At 49.9% G+C, this 20,951-nt stretch carries 26 protein-coding genes; 23 read left to right on the top strand and 3 right to left on the bottom strand.

Annotated elements, in window-relative coordinates; translation table 11 throughout:
- Nucleotides 1-8: 8 nt before the first annotated feature.
- A complete protein-coding gene (gene serA, locus BM412_RS14375) occupies nt 9-1,601 on the bottom strand; it encodes a phosphoglycerate dehydrogenase (RefSeq protein WP_091219078.1) in 1,593 nt (530 codons plus the stop codon).
- A 262-nt stretch (nt 1,602-1,863) separates the two neighbouring features.
- Here serA and BM412_RS14370 point away from each other — a divergent pair, with 262 nt between their 5' ends.
- Nucleotides 1,864-2,190, top strand: coding sequence for a rhodanese-like domain-containing protein (locus tag BM412_RS14370; RefSeq protein WP_256256305.1), 327 nt, complete (start codon nt 1,864-1,866; stop codon nt 2,188-2,190).
- A gap of 4 nt (nt 2,191-2,194) precedes the next feature.
- On the opposite strand, the gene BM412_RS14365 is transcribed toward BM412_RS14370, so the two are convergent.
- Entirely contained in the window at nt 2,195-3,121 is a 927-nt protein-coding gene (locus BM412_RS14365) for a hypothetical protein (protein WP_091219075.1), read from the bottom strand.
- A gap of 163 nt (nt 3,122-3,284) precedes the next feature.
- Between BM412_RS14365 and BM412_RS14360 the strand changes: the two genes are divergently transcribed.
- The 3 genes from BM412_RS14360 to BM412_RS14350 are packed head-to-tail and all read left to right on the top strand — an operon-like array spanning nt 3,285 to nt 5,026.
- Nucleotides 3,285-3,878: a CPBP family intramembrane glutamic endopeptidase gene (locus BM412_RS14360; RefSeq protein WP_091219073.1), complete on the top strand. Its 594-nt coding sequence runs from the start codon at nt 3,285-3,287 to the stop codon at nt 3,876-3,878.
- Nucleotides 3,875-4,111, top strand: a complete 237-nt coding sequence (locus BM412_RS14355) for a hypothetical protein (RefSeq protein ID WP_091219070.1) — start codon at nt 3,875-3,877, stop codon at nt 4,109-4,111. Before BM412_RS14360 ends, BM412_RS14355 begins: the two co-directional genes overlap by 4 nt.
- Nucleotides 4,112-4,156: 45 nt before the next feature.
- On the top strand, nt 4,157-5,026 hold the full coding sequence (locus BM412_RS14350) for a metallophosphoesterase (protein ID WP_091219068.1): 870 nt from the start codon (nt 4,157-4,159) through the stop codon (nt 5,024-5,026).
- On the opposite strand, the gene BM412_RS14345 is transcribed toward BM412_RS14350, so the two are convergent.
- Nucleotides 4,983-5,990 (bottom strand): polysaccharide deacetylase family protein, encoded by a 1,008-nt coding sequence (locus BM412_RS14345; protein WP_256256304.1) that lies wholly within the window; start codon nt 5,988-5,990, stop codon nt 4,983-4,985. The genes BM412_RS14350 and BM412_RS14345 overlap by 44 nt on opposite strands.
- Before the next feature lie 179 nt (nt 5,991-6,169).
- Between BM412_RS14345 and BM412_RS14340 the strand changes: the two genes are divergently transcribed.
- The 19 genes from BM412_RS14340 to BM412_RS14260 all read left to right on the top strand — a co-directional run bounded on the left by BM412_RS14340 (nt 6,170) and on the right by BM412_RS14260 (nt 20,916).
- A complete protein-coding gene (locus BM412_RS14340; protein WP_091219065.1) occupies nt 6,170-6,490 on the top strand; it encodes a hypothetical protein in 321 nt (106 codons plus the stop codon).
- 359 nt (nt 6,491-6,849) lie between these two features.
- The gene (locus tag BM412_RS14335) at nt 6,850-7,455 is read left to right on the top strand and encodes a genetic competence negative regulator (RefSeq protein WP_091219062.1); all 606 of its coding nucleotides are present in this window, start codon (nt 6,850-6,852) and stop codon (nt 7,453-7,455) included.
- Between the two features lie 161 nt (nt 7,456-7,616).
- On the top strand, nt 7,617-8,858 hold the full coding sequence (locus BM412_RS14330; protein WP_091220499.1) for a Glu/Leu/Phe/Val family dehydrogenase: 1,242 nt from the start codon (nt 7,617-7,619) through the stop codon (nt 8,856-8,858).
- 73 nt (nt 8,859-8,931) lie between these two features.
- A complete protein-coding gene (gene prsW / locus BM412_RS14325) occupies nt 8,932-9,630 on the top strand; it encodes a glutamic-type intramembrane protease PrsW (RefSeq protein WP_091219060.1) in 699 nt (232 codons plus the stop codon).
- 50 nt (nt 9,631-9,680) lie between these two features.
- Nucleotides 9,681-9,839 carry a hypothetical protein gene (locus BM412_RS32135; RefSeq protein ID WP_177245831.1) on the top strand — a complete coding sequence of 53 codons (159 nt, stop codon included), beginning with the start codon at nt 9,681-9,683 and terminating at the stop codon, nt 9,837-9,839.
- 101 nt (nt 9,840-9,940) lie between these two features.
- A complete protein-coding gene (gene ypeB, locus BM412_RS14320) occupies nt 9,941-11,275 on the top strand; it encodes a germination protein YpeB (RefSeq protein ID WP_091219057.1) in 1,335 nt (444 codons plus the stop codon).
- Between the two features lie 108 nt (nt 11,276-11,383).
- Nucleotides 11,384-12,037: a flagellar brake protein gene (locus BM412_RS14315; RefSeq protein ID WP_091219054.1), complete on the top strand. Its 654-nt coding sequence runs from the start codon at nt 11,384-11,386 to the stop codon at nt 12,035-12,037.
- A gap of 97 nt (nt 12,038-12,134) precedes the next feature.
- Entirely contained in the window at nt 12,135-12,311 is a 177-nt protein-coding gene (locus tag BM412_RS32130; protein WP_177245830.1) for a hypothetical protein, read from the top strand.
- 139 nt (nt 12,312-12,450) lie between these two features.
- Nucleotides 12,451-13,146: a (d)CMP kinase gene (gene cmk / locus BM412_RS14310; RefSeq protein WP_091220492.1), complete on the top strand. Its 696-nt coding sequence runs from the start codon at nt 12,451-12,453 to the stop codon at nt 13,144-13,146.
- Nucleotides 13,147-13,149: 3 nt separating this feature from the next.
- The gene (locus BM412_RS14305; RefSeq protein WP_091219050.1) at nt 13,150-13,728 is read left to right on the top strand and encodes a lysophospholipid acyltransferase family protein; all 579 of its coding nucleotides are present in this window, start codon (nt 13,150-13,152) and stop codon (nt 13,726-13,728) included.
- A gap of 109 nt (nt 13,729-13,837) precedes the next feature.
- A complete protein-coding gene (gene rpsA, locus BM412_RS14300; protein ID WP_091219048.1) occupies nt 13,838-15,085 on the top strand; it encodes a 30S ribosomal protein S1 in 1,248 nt (415 codons plus the stop codon).
- A 143-nt stretch (nt 15,086-15,228) separates the two neighbouring features.
- Nucleotides 15,229-15,861 carry a YphA family membrane protein gene (locus BM412_RS14295; RefSeq protein ID WP_091219045.1) on the top strand — a complete coding sequence of 211 codons (633 nt, stop codon included), beginning with the start codon at nt 15,229-15,231 and terminating at the stop codon, nt 15,859-15,861.
- A gap of 3 nt (nt 15,862-15,864) precedes the next feature.
- Entirely contained in the window at nt 15,865-16,803 is a 939-nt protein-coding gene (locus BM412_RS14290) for a YIEGIA family protein (protein WP_091219043.1), read from the top strand.
- Entirely contained in the window at nt 16,796-16,981 is a 186-nt protein-coding gene (locus BM412_RS14285) for a capping complex subunit for YIEGIA (protein ID WP_091219041.1), read from the top strand. The genes BM412_RS14290 and BM412_RS14285 overlap by 8 nt, the downstream gene beginning before the upstream one ends.
- A 139-nt stretch (nt 16,982-17,120) precedes the next feature.
- Nucleotides 17,121-18,443, top strand: coding sequence for a ribosome biogenesis GTPase Der (gene der, locus BM412_RS14280; protein WP_091219037.1), 1,323 nt, complete (start codon nt 17,121-17,123; stop codon nt 18,441-18,443).
- A 79-nt stretch (nt 18,444-18,522) separates the two neighbouring features.
- Nucleotides 18,523-19,122, top strand: a complete 600-nt coding sequence (gene plsY / locus BM412_RS14275; protein ID WP_091220477.1) for a glycerol-3-phosphate 1-O-acyltransferase PlsY — start codon at nt 18,523-18,525, stop codon at nt 19,120-19,122.
- Between the two features lie 12 nt (nt 19,123-19,134).
- A complete protein-coding gene (locus BM412_RS14270; protein WP_091219035.1) occupies nt 19,135-20,157 on the top strand; it encodes an NAD(P)H-dependent glycerol-3-phosphate dehydrogenase in 1,023 nt (340 codons plus the stop codon).
- A gap of 119 nt (nt 20,158-20,276) precedes the next feature.
- Nucleotides 20,277-20,558, top strand: a complete 282-nt coding sequence (locus BM412_RS14265; protein WP_091219033.1) for a stage VI sporulation protein F — start codon at nt 20,277-20,279, stop codon at nt 20,556-20,558.
- A 178-nt stretch (nt 20,559-20,736) separates the two neighbouring features.
- The gene (locus BM412_RS14260; protein ID WP_091219030.1) at nt 20,737-20,916 is read left to right on the top strand and encodes a DUF2768 family protein; all 180 of its coding nucleotides are present in this window, start codon (nt 20,737-20,739) and stop codon (nt 20,914-20,916) included.
- The last annotated feature ends 35 nt before the right edge of the window (nt 20,917-20,951 follow it).

Below are 20,951 nucleotides of genomic sequence, written 5' to 3'. Positions count from 1 at the left end.
TTCTTCTATTAATAGAGATTAATTTCTTTCGCTTTGTTCAGATCGGGCAGCTTGACCAACTCAGCGATTACGTCTTTCGACACGCCTTTGTCTACGGTCAATACCATGATTGCCGAACCGCCAACAAGCTCACGACCAACCTGCATCGTTGCGATGTTCACGTTGTTGTTACCTAGCAGCATACCGACATTACCGATAATACCCGGTTTGTCGTTATGCGAGATCAAGATGATGTTGCCTTCCGGCGCAACATCAACAGGGAAACGATCGATCTGTACAATTCGCGGACCATAACCGGTCAACATCGTACCAGTTACCAGGCGAGTTGCCGTTTTTGAGCGAAGTGTAACGGTAATGGAGTTCGTGAAGTCACGCGCTTCGTGGGATTTCTGTACCACGATGTTCACATGGCGTTCTTTTGCAAGATGCATGGAATTTACGACATTGACTTGATCCGAACCCAGGTGGTGAGAAAGCACGCCGCGTACAACATAACGCGTCAGCGGCTGTGTATCAACCTCAGCCAGCTCACCTGCATAGCTGACTGTGATTTCTTCTACCGCACCTTCCGTTAACTGAGCGATAAAGCTGCCCAGCTTCTCGCCAAGACCGAAGTACGGTTGAAGCTTGTTCAACACGTTCGCCGGAATTGGAGGCATGTTGACTGCATTCATAAACGGCTTGTCGCGAAGGATGTTCAACACTTGCTCCGATACATCGATGGCCACGTTTTCTTGAGCTTCTACAGTAGATGCACCAAGATGCGGGGTTACGATGATTTTCGGATGCTTCAGGAAAGGATGATCAGCCGCAGGAGGTTCTACCTCGAATACGTCGAATGCCGCACCGGCTACGATACCTTGATCGATTGCTTCAACCAGAGCGTGCTCATCGATGATACCGCCGCGTGCACAGTTCACGATGCGCATGCCTTTCTTCATGACTTCAAATTGCGCACGAGAAATCATGTGGCGCGTTTCCGGCGTAAGAGGCGTATGAACTGTCATAAAGTCCGCATTGCGTACGATATCGTCTACGCTGGAGAGACGAACGCCCAGCTTCTCCGCGCGCTCTTCCGTAAGGAATGGGTCATAGCCCCAAATTTCCATGTCAAACGCTTTGGCGCGCTTGGCTACTTCGCTGCCGATACGGCCCATACCGAGTACGCCCAGCACTTTGCCGCGTAGTTCGACGCCGAGGAACGACTTGCGATCCCACTCGCCGCCTACAGTCTTGAGGTAGGCTTGTGGAATGAAACGAGCAACAGACATCATCATGGCAAACGTATGCTCACAAGTTGTGATGGTGTTGCCGTCTGGTGCATTAATAACGATAATTCCGCGTTGTGTAGCTGCTTCCAAGTCGATGTTGTCCACTCCGACGCCGGCGCGACCGATAACCTTAAGAGATTTACCCGCATCCATAATGCGCGGTGTAACGCGAGTCTGACTGCGTACGAGAAGGGCGTCGTATTCGCCGATAATGGCTACGAGCTCGTCCTCGCTTAATCCAGGCTTCTTGTCGACAACGACATCCTCTGCATCCATAAGTTTCTGAATGCCTAGATCGCTGATTGGATCTGAGACCAATACTTTAAACATGGTGGTTGCCTCCTGAGCGTTTGTATGATGGATGTATAGTAGAAGTGAAAGACCCTCGTAAGATGCCGCACAGCGCAGCAGCTTAGGCGAGGGTCTGTCACACGATCACACGTCAAAGCTATTGTTGTACCGGATGGACCAACAGAACCAGGCTACATTAATGTTTACTATTTTAATGCAAGTAGAACTCAAATTGCAATCATTAAAACTTGCCCAAATGTGAAATTTTCGTTATGATCGACCGTAAAAAGGGGGCATTCTTGTGGAACCATGGAGCAATATCGAACCAGAGCCGTTTATGGCGCTCGTGCGCGAGGGGAAGCTCTCGCCTGATCAAATCATCGATGTCAGAGAAATGGACGAATGGAATTATTATCATCTAGATAACAGTACGCTAATGCCGCTGTCGACCTTTCAGGAAGACTCGGACGCTATAAATAAGGATCGGACCGTTTATGTCATTTGCGCGCACGGCGTAAGAAGCGCTGCTGTCTGCCGCTATCTAAGCGAAAGAGGATACGGCAACCTCACCAATGTTATTGGCGGTATGGCTGCGGTATCCTCATTGGATGGCTTTCAATACGACTAAGTCCTTATTCGCTCTCCGGATAGAAGAACGGCAGCTGCGGAAGCAGCTCCTTGGCATAAAGTTCGGCTTTACTATCGCTGAAATCGCCTGATCGTACAGCTTCCGTGCTGATAAGCAGATCGACGATGGAGTCGACTGTTTTCATCTTCATGCTGCTTGCTTGTCCGGAAACGATAAATTGATCGACGCGGGATGCGAGATCCTGCGGATAGAACGGAGCCAATGTTTTGCGGGCATCCAACATATCCGCCATCAGCTTATTCTTAATGGTCAACGGCAGCGGCTTCCATTGTTGGATGCTCAGCACGGAGGTGGTATCGTAATGATCCGGAATATTCGGGTTGACCGACGCACTCCATTTCAGCATCGCGGTGTAGTAGCTTTGCTGACCTGCCATGGCAAATTTCACACCTTGCGTGTAGTAGGCATCCTTCATTAAAGCTTTCAGAAGCTCGGCATTGTTCATATCCTTCGCTGATCCGGCACCGCGCTGCGCGGCTTCACTGAACATACGCAAGCTCTTGAGCAGCTGGAGCTGGGCCGATTCGAGAAGCGGTGAGCTCTTCGATACCGATGCGTGTTCGGCTTCGTCGTATTTCTGCTCAGCGATGTTCGATAGTTCTTTCAGAGCGGAGCTGATGTCTGTCAGCTGCTGAGAGGAAAGTTTATGGATCGTTTCGAACCAATCGGATTGAAATTCACGATAAGGCAGAAATACAGTATGATAGAATGAAACCAGATCCTGCTGTTGATAGGCGCCAACACTTGCGTTCTTGCTGCCGCTGAGATGTTTGGCATTCTCAATTAGTTTTGCCTCGGTCTTGTCAGAGCCTATCTTCACGCCATAGAAAAAGGCTGCCACGGCGAAAACGAGCATGAATAGGAAGCCTAAGCTAAAGAGCATTTCAGTACGAGTCAGTCGTTTCTCCATGATAATCTCCTTCATCCGATATTTCGCCAAAATGCTAGCAAATATAAGGCTTTCACTTGATTGTTTGTCGAATTCTGGGACTTGATTAGATCGTCCTACTAGTATAGGGGAAAACCTTTGAAAAGGAAATATGAACCTTTCATAGTGTAGCAGGGAGCTGGATATGAAAAAATTCGACATTCGCAGATTGAAGATCAAACCGGTGAGCATCGATCAGATCGATGACCGGATGCTTCTTATAAATTTGTATGCCACGCAAGCGATTACCTTAGTTATCGGTTTCATCTGGTTATTATTTCAGCATCGAAATCCATTTTTATTATTTGTTTTGCCGGAAGGGCTTAAATTTCTCTATTTCGGCGCCGGATTGGCTGCTGCGGTCATTGCGCTCGATTTCCTTTCGGCCCGATTTGTACCGGATGAAGCCAATGATGACGGCGGTGTCAACGATCGCATTTTTAAACACCGTGCGATTTGGCATGTGGTGGTGCTGTCCTTAATCGTTTCGATTTGCGAGGAAACGCTGTTCCGCGGTGCTATTCAGCATCAATTCGGACCCTATTGGACAAGTATCATTTTCGCAACCATTCATGTTCGTTATTTGAAGCATTGGATTCCGACAGGGCTTGTATTTGCCATCAGCTATGCGTTAGGCTGGATCTATATCCAAACCGACACTCTATGGGCGCCTATATTAGCACACTTTTTAATTGATATGATTATGGGCTTCGTAATCCGTTTCCGGAGGGAAGAATGAGCAGAGTTCAGAAATTTGGCAGCAGGAAATCGTCTTCCGCGATTGCCGCGAAGAAACAGGCCGAACAGGCGGCTTCCGAGACAGCTGCAGGCAGCGATGTACCGTTTCCTTCCAGAAGGAAATCACATCCTTCCAATAAACAGCAAATGGCAGGTTGGTTTTATAAAATCCTTATTTTTCTATTCTTGCTCTTATTAGTAGGACTACTTCTTTGGGGTAAGCAGTTTGATTAGTCGGTTTGGCGGCTAAATCCTGGGAGAGGGCGGTGCTTCGTTTCCATGACCATTTGGATTTTGGCAGCGGCAGCAGCCATGGCGCTGTTTGTCGCTGTAGTAGTCAGGACATCGTATCAATATAAATTGGACCAACAGACGGTGACATTGGACCGGCTGCCCTCGTCATTTGACGGAACGAACCTACTCCTTATTACAGATATTCATAGAAGACGAATTTCGGATGAAGTGATTGAGGGCATTGCAGCCAACGGAGGAGCGGATTTGGTGCTGATCGGCGGTGATCTGAGGGAGCGGAGAGTGCCGCTGGCCAGGTCTCGAAGCAACATCAAACAATTGTCGCGGATTGCGCCGGTCTACATGGTTTACGGCAATCATGATTACGACGAGGACATGAGGCCGCTTGAGGTCATGCTGACAGAGGAGCGGGTACGCCTGCTCATCAATGAAGCTGTCGTGCTGGAGCAAAGAGACGGCAGCCGTATTCGGCTGGCTGGCGTGGATGATCCGCGCCTGGAGCGCGATCGACTGGATGTGGCCTTAAGCGAGCCGGAAGCGGCCGCCGGCAGTAAGCACCTGTTTACGATCGTTCTGGCACATGATCCGATCCTTATGGACCGTATGAGTGCGGAGCAGAGGGATGAAGTGGACTTGGTCCTCTCCGGCCATACTCACGGCGGTCAGATTGCACTGCCACACATCGGACCTGTTTTGCGCGGATCCGAGGATTCCGGTTACTGGCGCGGCTGGTTCGATTTCACCGCGCAACAAATAACCGGAGCCAGCAGAGGACCCCGGTTGTTTGTCAGTTGCGGATATGGCACTTCCCGATTGCCGATTCGGTTACTGGCGCCGGCTCAATATCACCGTATTACTTTGCGGTCTGCGGCTGTTCCTCCAGCCCTAAGTCAATAGTCGCGGGATCGATGAAGCCGTAACCTTTGCTCTCGAGCTTAGTGAGCAGCGTATCGAGCGCTTCCGTTGTCCAAGGCAGCTCATGCATCAAGATATTTACGCCTGGGTGAAGCTGCTCGAGCACGTTCGCGATGACTTTATCCGGTTTATCCTTCGTGCTGCTATCCCAGTCAAGCGATCCGTTTGACCAAGTCATATAGAGCATGCCATGATCGCGAACAAGGCCTTTTACATAATCATTGCCGTTACCAAAGGGAGGGCGGAAGAATTGCGGCTCGGTGCCGACGACCTCCTTCACGATTTGCTGCACATCCTCAATCTGCTTCTTCACCGAAGCTTGCGATTCTTTCTTCAAATCGATATGATCCCAAGAATGATTGCCGATCGTTTGCCCGCGATCGGCTATTTTTTTGAGCAATTCCGGGTGTTTCTTCACCCGATAGCCGTTCACGAAGAAGATCGCTTTCGCTTTATGCTTATCGAGCGTGTCGAGCAGGGAGCTGACCATTTTGTCTTCCTTAGGGCCGTCATCGAAGGTCAGCAGCACCACCTTATTGCTCGTAGTCGCTTTATCAATCGGGACGAAGCTGTATACCTTGTTCATTTTATAAAGCTTCTTGACCGGTTGTGGATCCGTTGCGGCATTCGAATCCGGTTCTGGCGCCGTCGTGTTCTCCGAAGGGGTATTCGCATTCGTACCCTTGTCGTCCGCAGGCTGATTGTTTTTTTCCGGATCGTTTTGTCCGTTGGTCGCTTTTCCATTCCCTGTTGATGAATCGGTGGCATTGTTTGCCGCGTCCGGCGCAGGCTCATTCACTGCAGGTTCATTGTTCGCTGCATTGTCCGCCGGAGTTGAGTTTGTGCTGCCGGGCTGGTTTCCGTTGCTGCTGCATCCGGATGTAACCAGCAGGGCCATCATCATGACGATGACGATGGAGATGAGGTGAGGTTTACGAATCGGCATGCTGTCGTCCTCCTATGGCCTTCGAGTTGATTTCGCCAAAAAACAATGCACTTATTGTATCATATTTCGAAAATGAACCGAACTTTACTACTTCCTTAATTTGTGCAGGGATGACCTCAGCTTGCCCTAGGCAAACTAATCGCGAGTCGTAAGCAGCATTCAGCATAGGAGGATTGCCAATGAAATTGTCCGGTTTTCTGATTGGAGGACTTGCCGGTATGGCAGCGGCGGCTTATATAGCGAAGAAGAGGCCCGGCATGTTTGCCTGGGCGAGCAGCGCTGCAGGCACTGCCGTTAACGGAATGACGAAGAGGGCGATGGGCGCAGTTATCAGTCGCAAATTCGGCGGAGACATGGTGCAGCATGCAGCCCCAAAGCATTCAGACGCTTCCGCAAAAGGGTCCGGCAACGCTTGGGGACAGATTGAGCTGCTGCTCAACAGCGACCCCGGTGTCAAAGAGCAGGTTGATCAAATAAAAGCAGAAGCGAAACCTCACTAAAGGCGATATAAGAAGAAGCGGTTGTCACTATTAACTCGAGGTGCCCGGAGTTTCTTCTCTTGAGCCGTTTAGAAATTTGTAGTCAAATTGTTATAAATTCTATCCGGACAAAAAGAATCGTTTTGCCGTTCAATTGCGTATTACCAATTGGCGGCGGGACGATTCTTTTTTTTTGCGTCTGTAGTGCATTCCACCCACAGACATGCTAACATAGCAACATAAACACATTTTAATCACCCAAATAACTGCTGCTTCATACGCTATGTATAACAGATACTATCCGCGTTCAATGTGCTTTCGAAGACGGTTTTTGCTCCGAGAATACGAAGCAGATACTACTCGAGAAGGAGGATCCTATCATGAAAATCGAACGGCTCAATCAAGACAAAATACGAATATTCCTGACGTTCGACGACTTGCTGGAACGGGGGATCCAGAAGGAAGACATGTGGCGCGAAATTCCAAAGGTGCACGAGCTGTTCAGTGAAATGATGGACCAAGCATACAGCGAGCTCGGCTTTGATGCCAGCGGACCGCTCGCCGTCGAAGTGTTTGCACTTCCTGCCCAAGGTATGGTCGTCATCGTTACACGAGGCAAAGTGAACGGGAAGTCAGAGGATCATATTCAAGAGGACGACAATGAGGAAGACGTTTACGAGATGGAAGTAACGCTCGAGCAAAGTGACATTGTGCTATACGCGTTCCGAGACATCGAGGATGTCATTTCAGTTTGTAAGCAGCTTAAGAGCGCTGAACTGATTGAGGATGGACGTCTTTATGCCTACAACGGCAAATATATGCTGGCCTTTGAGCCAGTCGGCATTGAGCTTCCACGCTACCACGCCATTATTGCGCTGCTGGCTGAGTACGGAGAGGCGACTTCCATTACGACCGCCATTCTCGAGGAATACGGCAAAGTAATCGTCCCAGCCAAAGCCGTCAATGAAATTTGCACTCATTTCTAAAGCGCATCATCCTAGAGAAGCATCAGCTTACGGCATATTCCGTAGGCCTGGTGCTTTTTGTTTGTTACAGCCTGTGCGCGCGAACGTAAGTTCACCGCATAGCCGATTCGGTTACCGCTCATATTACAAAGGAAAAGGTGGTGAACATTCCTTTGAATGGAATGGAGAACAGCAATGTACTGACATCGACGCAAACCGTGATTGAAGATGCGCTAAAGAAGCTTGGTTACGGTGATGATATGATTGCTTTATTGAAGGAGCCCATGAGGCTTCTGACGGTTCGCATACCGGTTCGGATGGATGATGGCAAAACAAAGGTGTTCGTCGGCTACAGGGCACAGCATAACGATGCAGTAGGGCCAACGAAGGGCGGAGTCCGCTTTCATCCGGATGTGAACGAAATCGAAGTGAAGGCGTTATCCATTTGGATGAGCATTAAATGCGGCATCGCCGATTTGCCTTATGGCGGCGGCAAGGGCGGTATTATTTGCGATCCGAGAAAAATGTCATTCCGTGAGCTGGAGCGCCTCAGCCGCGGATATGTTCGGTCGATCAGTCAAATTGTCGGACCGACGAAAGATATTCCGGCGCCGGATGTGATGACCAATTCGCAAATTATGGCCTGGATGATGGATGAATACAGCCGTATTCGCGAATTTGATTCGCCCGGCTTTATTACCGGAAAGCCGCTTGTTCTTGGAGGATCGCTTGGCCGCGAGAGTGCCACGGCAAGAGGCGTGGCGATCATGATTGACGAAGCGATGGCAAAGAAGGGGATCGCGCTTAAAGGAGCTCGCGTCGTTATTCAGGGCTTTGGCAATGCAGGAAGCTATCTGGCTAAATTCATGTTTGAAGCCGGTGCGAAGGTTGTGGGTATTTCCGATGTCCACGCTGCGTTGTATAATGATCAAGGACTCGACATTGAAGATTTAATGGACCGCCGTGATTCGTTCGGTACGGTCACGAATTTGTTCAAAGATACGATCAGTAACGAGGAGCTGCTCGCGATCGATTGCGATGTTCTGGTGCCTGCCGCGATCGAGAACCAAATAACGGCAAGCAACGCGAACCAAATTCGTGCTAAAATCATTGTAGAGGCCGCTAACGGTCCAACTACGCTTGAAGCGACAAAGATGATAACGGATCGCGGCATTCTGCTCGTGCCTGATGTACTGGCAAGCGCCGGCGGCGTTATCGTGTCTTACTTCGAATGGGTACAGAATAATCAGGGCTATTATTGGTCTGAAGCCGAAGTTGATTCCAAGCTGCGCGATATGATGGTCCGCGGCTTTAATAGTGTCTATGAACTGCATAAGCTTAAGAAAGTGGATATGAGGCTCGCTGCTTACATGGTGGGCGTCCGCAAAATGGCAGAGGCCGTCCGCCTTAGGGGGTGGGTGTAGCCGATTGCCGATCAAACGAGCTTTTGCCTGTAACCTGCAGGGAAAGCTCGTCTCTCGGAAGGTGACGTCAACGATGCTGCTCTTTTCCATACTGACAGCGGCGGTTGCTCCGGGCATCTCGCTGCTGACTTACTTTTATTTAAAGGACCGGTATGACGCGGAACCGATTCACATGGTTGTCCGTGTGTTCCTGCTCGGTGTATTGATCGTACTGCCGATCATGGTCATTCAGCGCGGCTTGCTGCTATGGCTTGGGGACGGTCCGATATTGTTCTCGTTTACGGTATCCGCAGGCGTCGAAGAGCTGCTGAAATGGTTTGTCTTGTATCATATTATTTTCAACCATACCGAGTTCGACGAGCCTTACGATGGTATCGTCTACGCAGTGGCCATTTCGCTTGGCTTTGCGACGGTGGAGAATGTGCTCTACGCTGTTTTCCAGCCTGCATCAGTCGGTTCACTGCTCATTCGCGCATTGCTGCCGGTTTCCGGCCATGCTCTGTTTGGCGTAACGATGGGCTACTACGTGGGCAAAGCCAAATTTGCCAATGAAGCGAAGAAGAAACGCAATTTTCTCCTGCTGGCTGCTGCGGTTCCGCTCGCGGAGCATGGCGTTTATGACTATATCATGGGCTCCGGCAGTACCTACTGGGTTTGGTTTATCGTTCCGCTGATGGGTTACCTGTGGATTAAAGGCGTGCGGAAGATGAATCGCGCCAATGCGAGGTCGCCGTTTCGTATGCTGGGCCATGAGGAAGAGATTAAGCTTTAGCATTTCCGTCTATAATAGGAAAAAAGCTGCATCTTACTCAGGAGGATACGATGATTTCGGCTCGTGTAAAGGTAACCATTCGCTGCAATCTATGCGGTGAGAAATTTGTCCTGCGCGGACGCAGGGAAAAAGACAAGATCGATACCGGGTTCAAACAGTGCCTATGCAACAATATCAACGATTTTGACGTCGAAGAGATCGCATTGTAGGAACAGCCATGTAAGCAAAATCATACCAATAACATGCATAAAGCTCCTTTCCGCAAACCAAACTAACACCAGGTTTTGCATACGAAAGGAGCTTTTGCTATATGTACCGTCGTTTAAGCGCAGTGCTGTTTCCGGTGATGACACTGTTTTTTATCGGCTCTATCTATTGGGGCTATCAAGAGCATCAAGAGAAAAACTCGATCCTGATTAAGGCAGAGAATCAGTATCAGCGTGCCTTCCACGATCTGACCTACCATGTAGAGCAGCTCCATCGCGAGCTCGGAAACACGCTTGCCGTGAACAGCGCGTCGCAGGGCTTCCATCGCAAAGGTCTCGTCAACGTATGGCGGCTGACCAGCGAAGCGCAGAACGAAATTAACCAGCTGCCGCTGACGCTGCTCCCATTCAACAAAACTGAAGAGTTTTTGTCGAAAATCGCGAATTTCTCGTACAAAACTTCGGTTCGTGACTTAACGAAGCAGCCGCTTAGCCCGGATGAATATAAAACGTTAAAAACGTTATATTCCGATTCGGAATATATTTCAAAGTCGCTCTTCGGGGTGCAGGATAAAGTCATCGCGAACAATTTGCGCTGGATGGATGTCGAGGTTGCGCTCGCATCTGAGAAGTCGACGCTTGATAATACGATTATCGACGGCTTCAAAACCGTAGACAAGAAGGTCTCCGAATACCCGGAAATCAACTGGGGCCCATCGGTCGCAAGCATGTATCAGAAACGTTCGATTAAGATGCTGGGCGGCAAGCTGGCCACACCGGAAGACATCAAGAAGCTGGCGGCCAAGTTCCTGAAGCTGGACAATCCCAATGACATCAAGGTGGTCGAGAACGGGAAAGGAACGGAGTACTCGTCTTATTCAGCTACCTATAAAGGGAATAAAGCCGACAATCCAATCGAGCTGGATTTTTCGCAGAAAGGCGCTCAATTGATCTGGTTTGAGAATCCGCGCGATATCGGGAAACCGGTCGTCAGCATTGGCGACGCGAGGAAGAAGGCAGATGAATTCTTGTCCCGCCACGGTTATCCGAAGATGAAAGCCATCACGTATGACCGCTCTGATTCGATGGCCGTCTTTACATTCGTAGCCAACCAGAACGGAGTGCTGATTTACCCGGATAAACTGACCGTTAAGATCGCGCTTGATAACGGGGATGCGGTTGCCCTGCAGGCTTCCGACTTTGTGTATGAGCATCACAAACGGAAACTGCCTAAGCCGAAGCTGATGAGCGCCGATGCGAGAGCCGCGCTTAACCCAGACTTTAAGGTGCAGAAGGAACAGATGGCCATCATCGATAATGACATGGGCGATGAAGTGCTCTGTTACGAGTTCGTAGGCAAAATCAATGGCGGCGTTTATAAGATTTATATAAATGCGGACAGCGGCATTGAGGAATCGATCGAGCAATTACCCGAATAAATAAGGGAAGACGTGCACCCCGTGCACGTCTTTTCCTGTTATCCCACCTCTCCCCAAATTTCGACATGCTGTGGTATAATCGAACCATTAGGGGAGGGGGAAGCTAGTATGCTGCCAAAAGTTAATCAGTTTCTATTTTTGCATGTAGCTTCGTCCGATGAAGAAGAGGCCGCAATCGAGTATAAATCCAGAATCGCGGACAGTGATAACGATGAATTGCTTATTGATATTCCGCTTGTTGAAGGCACGGGAAAATATAAAAGGCTGTTTCTGGGGGACGAGCTCTCCGCGCATTTCATTTCCGAAGACGGTGTGAAGAACTATTTCAATACCCATGTACTGGGTTTCAAAGAAGACGGCGTGAAATTGATCCGGATTCGCAAGCCTGAACCGGAATCGATAACGAAAGTGCAGCGCCGTAATTTTCTGCGCGTTGCCGCTGAACTTGAAATTGCCATTCAGCTGTCAGCTAATATTAGATTTATCGGGATGACCGATGACGTCGGCGGCGGCGGGATCTCATTCCTCGTCGACGGCAAATGGCCGATGAAGCAGGGGACGAACTTGGAGTGCTGGCTGCTGCTTGCTTATCGCAACGGCTCCGTCGATCATTCCCATTTCAAAGCGGAGATTGTCCGCGTGAAGCCGCTTGAGTCGGGACGCAATCAGGTCATGGCGAAGTTTTCGAGCATTCTCGACAGCGAACGCCAGCGGATCATCCGCTATTGCTTTGAACGTCAGCTGGATTTCCGTAAAAGATAGCCAAGCCTTTAACCTTGTTCCAACGATTGGTGCATAAGGAATGACAACGTGGAAAAACTACCCTTATCCAAGCAATATCGGAATAGGGGGTGCCTCCATGGTAAAGAAAACACAGAAAGACTACTTGTCCATTTCGGACGAGGTCACGCGCGTGCTGATTATTATTTTTTTTCTGCTGATTGCCGCAGTCGTAATCAGTCAGCTTGCACTGCAAATTCCGGCAGTACGGCTATGGGTAACAGGCGTCGATCGACTGGAAGGAACCCCTTTCTAGTAGGTCTTTCGTTCTTTGCACTTCATGGGCTGCTGTGGTATAATTCTCACTATCGCAGGCAGAGCCTGCTTTTTTAATGGCGATAAGAGCAACATAGCAGCCGCTTACGACTTTCAAGGAGGGTTTACACCGCTTGGACATGGATGGGGGAAACAACGGCGGCCGCATTAACGTAGCAATCGACGGCCCTGCAGGAGCCGGCAAAAGCACCGTCGCTCGAAGAGTCGCTGAACAGCTAGGGTACATATACATTGATACAGGAGCGATGTATCGGGCGGTCGCACTCGCTGCGAACCGTGCGGGAGTTTTGCCAAGTGATGCGGACAGGCTGGCGGAGCTCGTGAAGACAGTGGACATTACACTGGAACCGGGAACCGATGGCCAGATTGTGCGGCTCGGCGGCGAGAACATCACAACCGACATACGTTCAAGAGAAGTAACGCTTAAGGTTTCGGAGATCGCTTCACATGAAGCCGTTCGGTTGCGTCTTGTCGAGATGCAGCGGAAACTGGCCGAAGCGAAAGGTGTCGTTATGGATGGCCGCGATATCGGTACGCATGTACTGCCCGGGGCTGAAGTAAAGGTGTTTCTGGTCGCGAGCGTTCAAGTTCGCGCGTTGCGCCGATACCAGGAGCTATCTGAAGGTGAGCTTGTGCCGCTTGAGCAATTGGAGCAAGAAATCGCGGATCGCGACCGAAGCGACGAGAGCAGAGAGTTCTCTCCGCTTGTTCGTGCAAAGGATGCAGAGGTTCTCGACAGCACAGAATTGACGATTGACCAAGTCGTCGCACATATTCTAGACTTATGCCGAACCAAAACGGCGGAGGCGAAGTAAACTATGGTATATAACATTTGCCGAAGCTTGCTGCGAATCATCTATGCCGTACTATTCCGGTTCGAAGCAACCGGTTTAGAGAACATACCGGCCACAGGACCTGTCGTGCTTTGCTGTAATCATATCAGCTTGCTTGATCCTACAACGGTAGGCACGAAAGTGAACCGTAAAGTTCATTACATGGCCAAAGCGGAATTGTTCGAGGTACCTTTGCTCGGGCCGTTTATTCGGACGCTTGGTGCATTCCCTGTGAAGCGGGGAGGCGTCAGCAAGGATGCTATTCGCAATGCCATCAACTTGCTTAAAGAAGGCAATGTGATGGGGATTTTTCCGGAAGGTACCCGTAATGCAGGCGATAACAGCGCAGGCAAGAAGGGTGCTGCCATGATTGCGCTTCGAAGCGGAGCCGTAGTCATCCCGGTCGCCATTATCGGAAAGTACCGAGTATTCCGTAAGATGCGCATTAAGTATGGCAAGCCCATTGATATGACGGCCTTTATTCAGGATTCATCTTCCGATGTGCTCGAGCAAGTAACAGATACCATCATGGCGAATATTCGTTTGATGGCGAAGCAAGGGTAATTATTAATTGTTTTTTTACATGTTTTAGACGGTGGGCCTGCGAGAGTGTTTCATTCTGAGGCTGCACGTTTAAATAAAGTTGGGGTATGATCTGAGGAGGTAATTTTAAATGTCAGAAGAAACAAAAGTACAAGAAACCGCAGCAGCGGAAGTAAGTCAAGATGCGATGGACAATTTCGTGTCCTTGAAAAAAGGGGACACTGTGAATGGTACGATCGTCAAAATTGAAGATAACCAAGTGTTCGTAAGCCTTGGATATAAATATGACGGCGTTATTCCCCTTCGTGAGCTTTCATCGGTACAGCTTGAAAATGCGCAAAACGCAGTTCAAGTCGGCCAAGAAGTACAATTGAAAGTCGTCAGCATTGACGATGAGAAAGAAAAGCTTGTTCTCTCCAAGAAAGTGATTGACGGCGAGAAAGCATGGGATGGTCTTCAAGCTCGCTTCGATTCCGGCGAAGTATTCGAAATTACGGTTGCAGACGTCGTTAAAGGCGGCCTGGTTGCTGACGTTGGCGTTCGCGGCTTCATCCCTGCTTCCATGGTAGAGCGTCATTTCGTTGAAGATTTCAGCGATTACAAAGGACGTACGCTTCGCGTTAAAGTGAAAGAAATCGATCGCGAGAACAACAAAGTAATCCTGTCCGCGAAAGAAGTACTGGACGCTGAGTTTGAGCAAAACAAACAAGCTGTAATCGGCAACCTGCAAGTGGGCCAAGAGCTTGACGGTACCGTTCAACGTTTGACTCCGTTCGGCGCATTCGTTGATATCGGCGGCATCGATGGCTTGGTTCACGTATCCGAGCTTTCCTGGCAGCACGTAGCTCATCCGAAGGATGTAGTTACTGAAGGTCAATCCGTTCGCGTTAAAGTACTTAAAGTGGATCCAGCCGCTGGCAAAATCAGCCTGAGCATTAAGGCTGCTCAACCGGGTCCATGGGAATCGACAAACGGTCAATTCAACGTAGGCGACATCGTAACAGGTACGGTTCGCCGTATCGTAAGCTTCGGCGTATTCGTTGAAATCGCACCGGGCGTTGAAGGTCTTGTACACATTTCGCAGCTTGCACACCGTCACGTAGCAACTCCGAATGAAGTTGTGAAAGAAGGCCAAGAAGTGAAAGCGAAAATTCTTGACTTCAACCCGGCTGAGAAACGCGTTTCCCTTAGCATCAAGGAAACAGAAGAAGCTCCTGAGCAAGCGCCTGATCAGAAGAGAGAGCGCAGCGACCGCGGAGAGCGTGCACCTCGCGCACCTAAAGTCGAGCTTAACAATCCTAACGTCAGCCTAAGCAACGAAAGCATGAGCTTCACGCTTGCTGAGCGTTTCGGCGACAAGCTGAGCAAATTGAAATAATTGTAATTACGATGTAAGAAGAGCCTGTTACTCTGCACAGTTGTGCATGGTAACAGGCTTTTTTCGTTTGCCTTAAATAGGTCCGGCTGGATTAGGTTCACTCTCCTAAGCGCATAATATAGGCCATAAAGAGGTGAAGCACTGTGAATGATGGGTTTATTGCGTTCTGGCTGCTGTCGATGGCGTTCATTCTTTATGCGACCGGCTGGAAAGAGCAAGTTGCGGAAGGGATGTCGTCCCGGATGCTTGGTTTATTTATTTTGGGTGCTTTATTGCTTCATGTCGCTGAACTCACTATACGGGATAGCATTCTGCTTACAGGCAGTGCCGCTCTCGCGATAGCTGTGGCTTTGTTTCAATTGGCAAGAATCCGTCATTTCGGAAGCATGCTGTTCGTCTTCTTCTCGGCGCTGCTTACCGGGTTTATGTGGATGTGGGTGCGCTATATTTATGGCATGGATCCGGTATTCATCGCCTTGAATCCGGCATGGGATGGTCCGCTGCTCGCGGGATTGTTCGCAGGCTTGTTGGCGGATCGGTTTCGCAGTCAATTTGTCATTGCCGTATTTGCAGCCGTCTTCTCTCAGCTCGATCTGCTGATCAGCCCTTTAGTCATTACGAAACAATTGATGCTCGGCTCTCCGGCGTGGTGGGACGGCTTAGTCATTGCACTTACCGCAGCACGGGTAACCGGCAACGTGAAGAACTGGTTGAAGCACAAAGTCGTCCGTTTTGTCGAAGGTCGAGCAGGTGAAGAACGAGGGGGGAACTTATAGTACATGTGGGAGCAACTATGGACACAGCTGAAAGCAGGACAGCCGCATCATGTGCTGTATGGCATTATGCTTGGCGTCGCGATTGGAGTAGCCGCCAGATTGTTAATGCTGCGGACGGACTATCGGCAATACCCGACCTATCCCCACGGCAGAATCATTCACATTTCGCTTGGCGTCATTGCAGCTGCATTGGGTGCTGTTGCCGTTCCGGCGCTCTATAAGAAGGATTTCACGGCCATTACTTTTCTGACATTGGCTGCACAGCAATTCCGGGATGTTCGCAAGATGGAGCGGGAGACTTTGGATAAAATAGACAGTATGGAGCTCGTCCCTCGCGGTTCGACCTATATTGAAGGTATAGCGATGGTCTTTGAGGGCCGCAATTACCTTGTGATATTATCAGCCTTGTTGACCAGTCTCGCTTCATTGGCGCTTGGTTTGCCGTTTGGGTTAGGGATGGGGCTTCTGTCGCTGCTGCTTGTATATACGCTGAAATCAGGCAAGGCCGTATCCCATATTGCCAAAGCCGAAATTGCTGAAGTCAAAGTGGATGGCCCCGATTTATTCGTAGGCGATATCTACATCATGAATGTGGGGCTAACGTCGAATCAGGAGCTGATTGCCGAACGCGGCTTGGGCATTATTTTGACACCGTATAATCCGAATGGGAAAGCGACGTTGAGCAATCTGGGACAAAGACAAGCGATCTTGTTTGATTTATCAACCATTCTGGGCGTGTACCGCGATGACGGCGAGCCGGCACTCGTTCCAATGGCGAAGCTCGATATGAGAGACGGAAGGCTGGCGATATTTCTGATTCCTCAGGAGAAGGACGCGACGAAGGCGAAGATCATCGTGGAGAAGGTACCGATTCTGGAATCAGCGGTGCGCATGCCGACAGAAGCGAGCGTGAACAAGGAGAAGGGAGAACAGCATGGCTAAAATTGTAGCAATCGTGACGATGCAGCATGAGCAGGTGGGAGGAGGGGCTCCGATCTTCGTGGAACCTGATATTGCGAAACGAGAATCGACCGCTTTTCTCCTCGAAAAGATATTGGATGCGAGCGTGCACGATTTGAAGAACGGTTGTTTCATACTGGTAGATCATCACCGAGAATGAAATGTTAGCCAATCCGGCTGTTTTTTGCTATGATGGTAGGCGTGAGTATTTGAGTATGCCCCTCTATTACTTGTTATGCACGCCCAGTGTTACCAAATTAGTCGGCGCTAAGCCGGTTCATTATTGAGGAGTGAAAGATGTGTCTAAACCCATTATTGCCATAGTAGGTCGGCCTAATGTGGGGAAGTCTACGATATTTAACCGCGTTATCGGCGATCGGTTAGCCATTGTAGAAGACAAGCCTGGTGTAACTCGTGACCGTTTGTACGGCACGGGAGAATGGAATGGTCGTGCTTTCAGTATCGTAGATACTGGCGGTATCGAAATTGACGGTGAAGATGAAATCATGAAGTCCGTCCGCATGCAAGCGGAACTGGCTGTTGAAGAAGCTGACGTCATCATTTTCATGGTAGATGCCAAAACCGGGCTGACCCATGCCGACGACGAGGTTGCGCAAATGCTGCTTCGTTCACGCAAACCCATAGTGGTTGCGGTTAATAAAGTCGATAACTTAAATCGGCGCGATGATATTTACGAATTCTATAACCTGGGCTTCGGAGATCCGATTGCGATCTCGGGCTCGCACGGAATGGGAATCGGCGATCTTCTCGATGCAGCCGTCGAGAAGCTTCCTGAAATAGTCGAAGATGATTACGATGATGACGTTATTCGGGTTGCGTTAATTGGACGGCCGAATGTGGGCAAGTCCTCACTTGTAAATGCACTTCTCGGAGAAGAACGCGTTATTGTCAGCAACGTTGCAGGCACGACTCGCGACGCAATCGATACGCCTTTTGAGCGCGATGGGCAGAAGTACGTGTTAATCGATACAGCGGGTATGCGCAAACGAGGCAAGGTCTACGAGTCGACTGAGAAATACAGCGTGATGCGCGCGCTTAAAGCGATTGAACGCGCAGACGTGGTGCTCGTGCTGATCAATGGCGAGGAAGGGATCATTGAACAGGACAAACATATCGCAGGTTACGCGCATGAAGCGGGTAAGGCTTCGATCTTTGTCGTGAACAAGTGGGATGCTGTCGAGAAAGACGACAAAACGATGCAGCATTTCGAACGGGATATCCGCGATCACTTCCTGTTTATGACGTATGCACCAGTTATCTTCTTGTCCGCATTGACGAAGCAACGGCTGCATAAGCTGCTGCCTGTCGTCTGCCATGTGTCGGAGCAGCATGCGCTTCGCATTCAAACTCACTTGCTTAACGATGTGGTGTCGGATGCAATCGCGATTAATCCGCCGCCGACCGACAAGGGCAGACGTCTTCGCATCAACTATGTGACGCAGGTTGCGGTTAAACCGCCGACGATTGTCCTGTTTGCGAACGATCCGGACATGATGCACTTCTCGTACGAGCGTTACCTTGAGAACAAAATCAGGGCAGCCTTCCAGTTCGAAGGTACGCCTGTACGCATTTTCACCAGAAAGAAATCCGACGAAGATTAAGATTACATGCTGCTGCTCGATTCTGGTGTCTCTGTTTATCGGGGCACCAGTTTCCTTATCTGAAGAAAGAGGCGAAATTATCGTGTTCACCATACTTGCGGTACTCATCAGTTATTTGCTAGGTTCGCTTTCATTTAGTATTTTGATTGCCAAATGGGTAAAAGGCATTGATATCCGCAATTTCGGCAGCGGTAATGCCGGTGCAACCAACACGCTGCGCGTGCTCGGTAAAGGTCCGGGAATCAGTGTGTTTCTGCTTGATATCGCCAAAGGAGTCGTAGCGGTGCTGCTGGGCCTCTATATGGCCGGCGGCGACTGGGGTCCTGTGCTGTGCGGCTTAGCGGCGATTGCCGGGCATAACTGGCCGGTGTGGTTTGGATTCAAAGGCGGCAAAGGCATAGCGACGACGGTCGGCGTTATGGCAACGCTGGCTATCATTCCGGCTCTGATTGCAGGTGCGGTGGCGATCATTTCAATTGCCATTACACGCTTCGTTTCACTCGGATCGCTTATTTTTGCTGTGTTGATGCCAATCTTCATCTGGAATATTGGCGATAAGCCTTTCTCCTATGTGTGGGCGAGTCTGATTGTCTGCTTGCTGGCCTTCGTTCGTCACCGTACGAACATTGTGAAGCTGCTGCAGGGGAAAGAGAATAAGCTTGGAGCCAGAAAAGGGTAAGGAGGCAAGCACATGACGAAACGTAAAGCGGCGGTGCTCGTAAGCGGCAGTTGGGGTACTGCACTTGCGGCAGTTCTAGCTGATAATAATTATGAAGTTGCTTTGTGGGCTCGCAATGAGACGCAAGTCGATGAAATTAACACGCTACATACCAATAGCCGTTTCTTGAAGGATGCGGTATTGCCGCTTAACATTACGGCTACTACCGATATGGAAACGGCCGTTAAAGGCGCTGAAATCGTATTGTTCGTTGCGCCTTCCTCCGCGATGCGCGATGTCGCGAAGCTGGCTGCGCCTTACATTTCTGAGGATGCGATCTGCATTCATGCGACGAAGGGCTTTGAATCGGTCACGTATAAACGGATGACCACCGTGCTTCTGGAGGAATTGCCGATTAAGGCGGACCGGCTAGTCGTATTGTCAGGTCCCAGCCATGCCGAAGAGGTCGTTCGCAAATTGCCGACTACAGTCGTCGTAGCATCCGCTAATGTGGAAGCGGCCGAGAGAGCGCAGGATGCATTCATTACACCTTATTTCCGCGTGTACACCAATAGGGATGTCATCGGGGTCGAGGTTGCCGGTGCGATCAAGAACATAATTGCGCTCGGTGCAGGACTTACTGATGGATTGGGCTTCGGCGATAACGCTAAGGCAGCGCTGCTGACGCGCGGATTGGCCGAAATCAGCCGGCTCGGTAACGCAATGGGGGCGAATCCTCTTACGTTTGCCGGACTTGCGGGTGTAGGCGATCTGGTCGTGACTTGTACGAGTAAGCACAGCCGTAACTGGCGTGCTGGCTCCATGCTGGCGGAGGGCCTGTCTCTGGACGAAGTGTTAAGCCGCATGGGCATGGTGGTCGAAGGCGTGCGTACAACGAGCGCGGCTCGGGAGCTGGCTCATGAGTACGGCGTTGAAATGCCGATCACAGAGCAGCTGTTTGCGGTATTGTTCCAGAACAAATCGCCGCGCAGCGCCGTCGAGTCACTCATGGGCAGAGGCCGCACGCACGAGACGGAAGACCTGCCGGGCGTTTAGTATGGAAGTTGTTTAGCCTACACCAATCCCGTCCTTCCTTCATATGATGCTAGCAGCAGCCTTCGGGGTTGCTCGCGAAGCGAGTTTTTACGATGTAAAAACTTGGAGGAGGGAAACTTTTGAGCGGAAAGAAAGATATCTCTAAAGATGTTCTGAGCGCTGTCAACAAAAAGACGGGCAAGCCGATTACCGAGAATGCGGTCAAAAAGCTAGCCAGCGGCGTTACTTCAGATACGATGCAAAGCGAGGAAGAGCTGCGCAAGCTGATCCAATCCGTCTCCGCCATGGCGAAGGTGCCCGTATCGGAAAAAACGATCAATGACATCGTCGGAGCCGTCAAGAAGAGCGGCATGAATATCAATAACATGGAAATGCTGATGAAGCTGATGCTCAAGAAGTAACAGTGAGGACTTAAGCAAAAAGCGCCCGGCATTGCAAGATTAACGCCGGTTTTAGCTTTCGCTGAAGTCCTTTTCTTTTTGCACCAAATTCGGTTAATCGCGGCAATAGTAGCTGTTCAAACACGACAAGTGGTATAATAGAACGAATAATTGGTGCACAAGGTGGTATGAGAACAAAATGGATCCAATGATGAAGATGTGGGTTTCATTCGTAGGTATCGGATTAATGGCAATAGCGGCGGTATTGATATCGCTGGCTAGATTTAAGACGAAAGGCGTGCTTCGGATGCTGTTATCCATGACGGCCTTTTTATTTCTGGTTATCGGCGGTTTTCTCGGCCTGATCTCCATTTCATAACAGATAACGATTAGACGAACTCAGAGATGGAGTGG

Source organism: Paenibacillus sp. BC26, assembly GCF_900116125.1.
GTDB lineage: Bacteria > Bacillota > Bacilli > Paenibacillales > Paenibacillaceae > Paenibacillus_Z > Paenibacillus_Z lignilyticus.
The sequence above is the reverse complement of the archived record's forward strand: the minus strand, read 5'-3'. Positions and strand labels throughout refer to the sequence as shown.

Bases quoted from the DNA above. Each gene is read 5' to 3' on its own strand.
- serA (WP_091219078.1), bottom strand. From the start codon at position 1,601: ATGTTTAAAGTATTGGTCTCAGATCCAATCAGCGATCTAGGCATTCAG.
- BM412_RS14365 (WP_091219075.1), bottom strand. From the start codon at position 3,121: ATGGAGAAACGACTGACTCGTACTGAAATGCTCTTTAGCTTAGGCTTC.
- BM412_RS14360 (WP_091219073.1), top strand. From the start codon at position 3,285: ATGAAAAAATTCGACATTCGCAGATTGAAGATCAAACCGGTGAGCATC.
- BM412_RS14355 (WP_091219070.1), top strand. From the start codon at position 3,875: ATGAGCAGAGTTCAGAAATTTGGCAGCAGGAAATCGTCTTCCGCGATT.
- BM412_RS14350 (WP_091219068.1), top strand. From the start codon at position 4,157: ATGACCATTTGGATTTTGGCAGCGGCAGCAGCCATGGCGCTGTTTGTC.
- BM412_RS14345 (WP_256256304.1), bottom strand. From the start codon at position 5,990: ATGCCGATTCGTAAACCTCACCTCATCTCCATCGTCATCGTCATGATG.
- BM412_RS14340 (WP_091219065.1), top strand. From the start codon at position 6,170: ATGAAATTGTCCGGTTTTCTGATTGGAGGACTTGCCGGTATGGCAGCG.
- BM412_RS14335 (WP_091219062.1), top strand. From the start codon at position 6,850: ATGAAAATCGAACGGCTCAATCAAGACAAAATACGAATATTCCTGACG.
- BM412_RS14330 (WP_091220499.1), top strand. From the start codon at position 7,617: ATGGAGAACAGCAATGTACTGACATCGACGCAAACCGTGATTGAAGAT.
- prsW (WP_091219060.1), top strand. From the start codon at position 8,932: ATGCTGCTCTTTTCCATACTGACAGCGGCGGTTGCTCCGGGCATCTCG.
- BM412_RS32135 (WP_177245831.1), top strand. From the start codon at position 9,681: ATGATTTCGGCTCGTGTAAAGGTAACCATTCGCTGCAATCTATGCGGT.
- ypeB (WP_091219057.1), top strand. From the start codon at position 9,941: ATGTACCGTCGTTTAAGCGCAGTGCTGTTTCCGGTGATGACACTGTTT.
- BM412_RS14315 (WP_091219054.1), top strand. From the start codon at position 11,384: ATGCTGCCAAAAGTTAATCAGTTTCTATTTTTGCATGTAGCTTCGTCC.
- BM412_RS32130 (WP_177245830.1), top strand. From the start codon at position 12,135: ATGGTAAAGAAAACACAGAAAGACTACTTGTCCATTTCGGACGAGGTC.
- cmk (WP_091220492.1), top strand. From the start codon at position 12,451: ATGGATGGGGGAAACAACGGCGGCCGCATTAACGTAGCAATCGACGGC.
- BM412_RS14305 (WP_091219050.1), top strand. From the start codon at position 13,150: ATGGTATATAACATTTGCCGAAGCTTGCTGCGAATCATCTATGCCGTA.
- rpsA (WP_091219048.1), top strand. From the start codon at position 13,838: ATGTCAGAAGAAACAAAAGTACAAGAAACCGCAGCAGCGGAAGTAAGT.
- BM412_RS14290 (WP_091219043.1), top strand. From the start codon at position 15,865: ATGTGGGAGCAACTATGGACACAGCTGAAAGCAGGACAGCCGCATCAT.
- BM412_RS14285 (WP_091219041.1), top strand. From the start codon at position 16,796: ATGGCTAAAATTGTAGCAATCGTGACGATGCAGCATGAGCAGGTGGGA.
- BM412_RS14270 (WP_091219035.1), top strand. From the start codon at position 19,135: ATGACGAAACGTAAAGCGGCGGTGCTCGTAAGCGGCAGTTGGGGTACT.
- BM412_RS14260 (WP_091219030.1), top strand. From the start codon at position 20,737: ATGGATCCAATGATGAAGATGTGGGTTTCATTCGTAGGTATCGGATTA.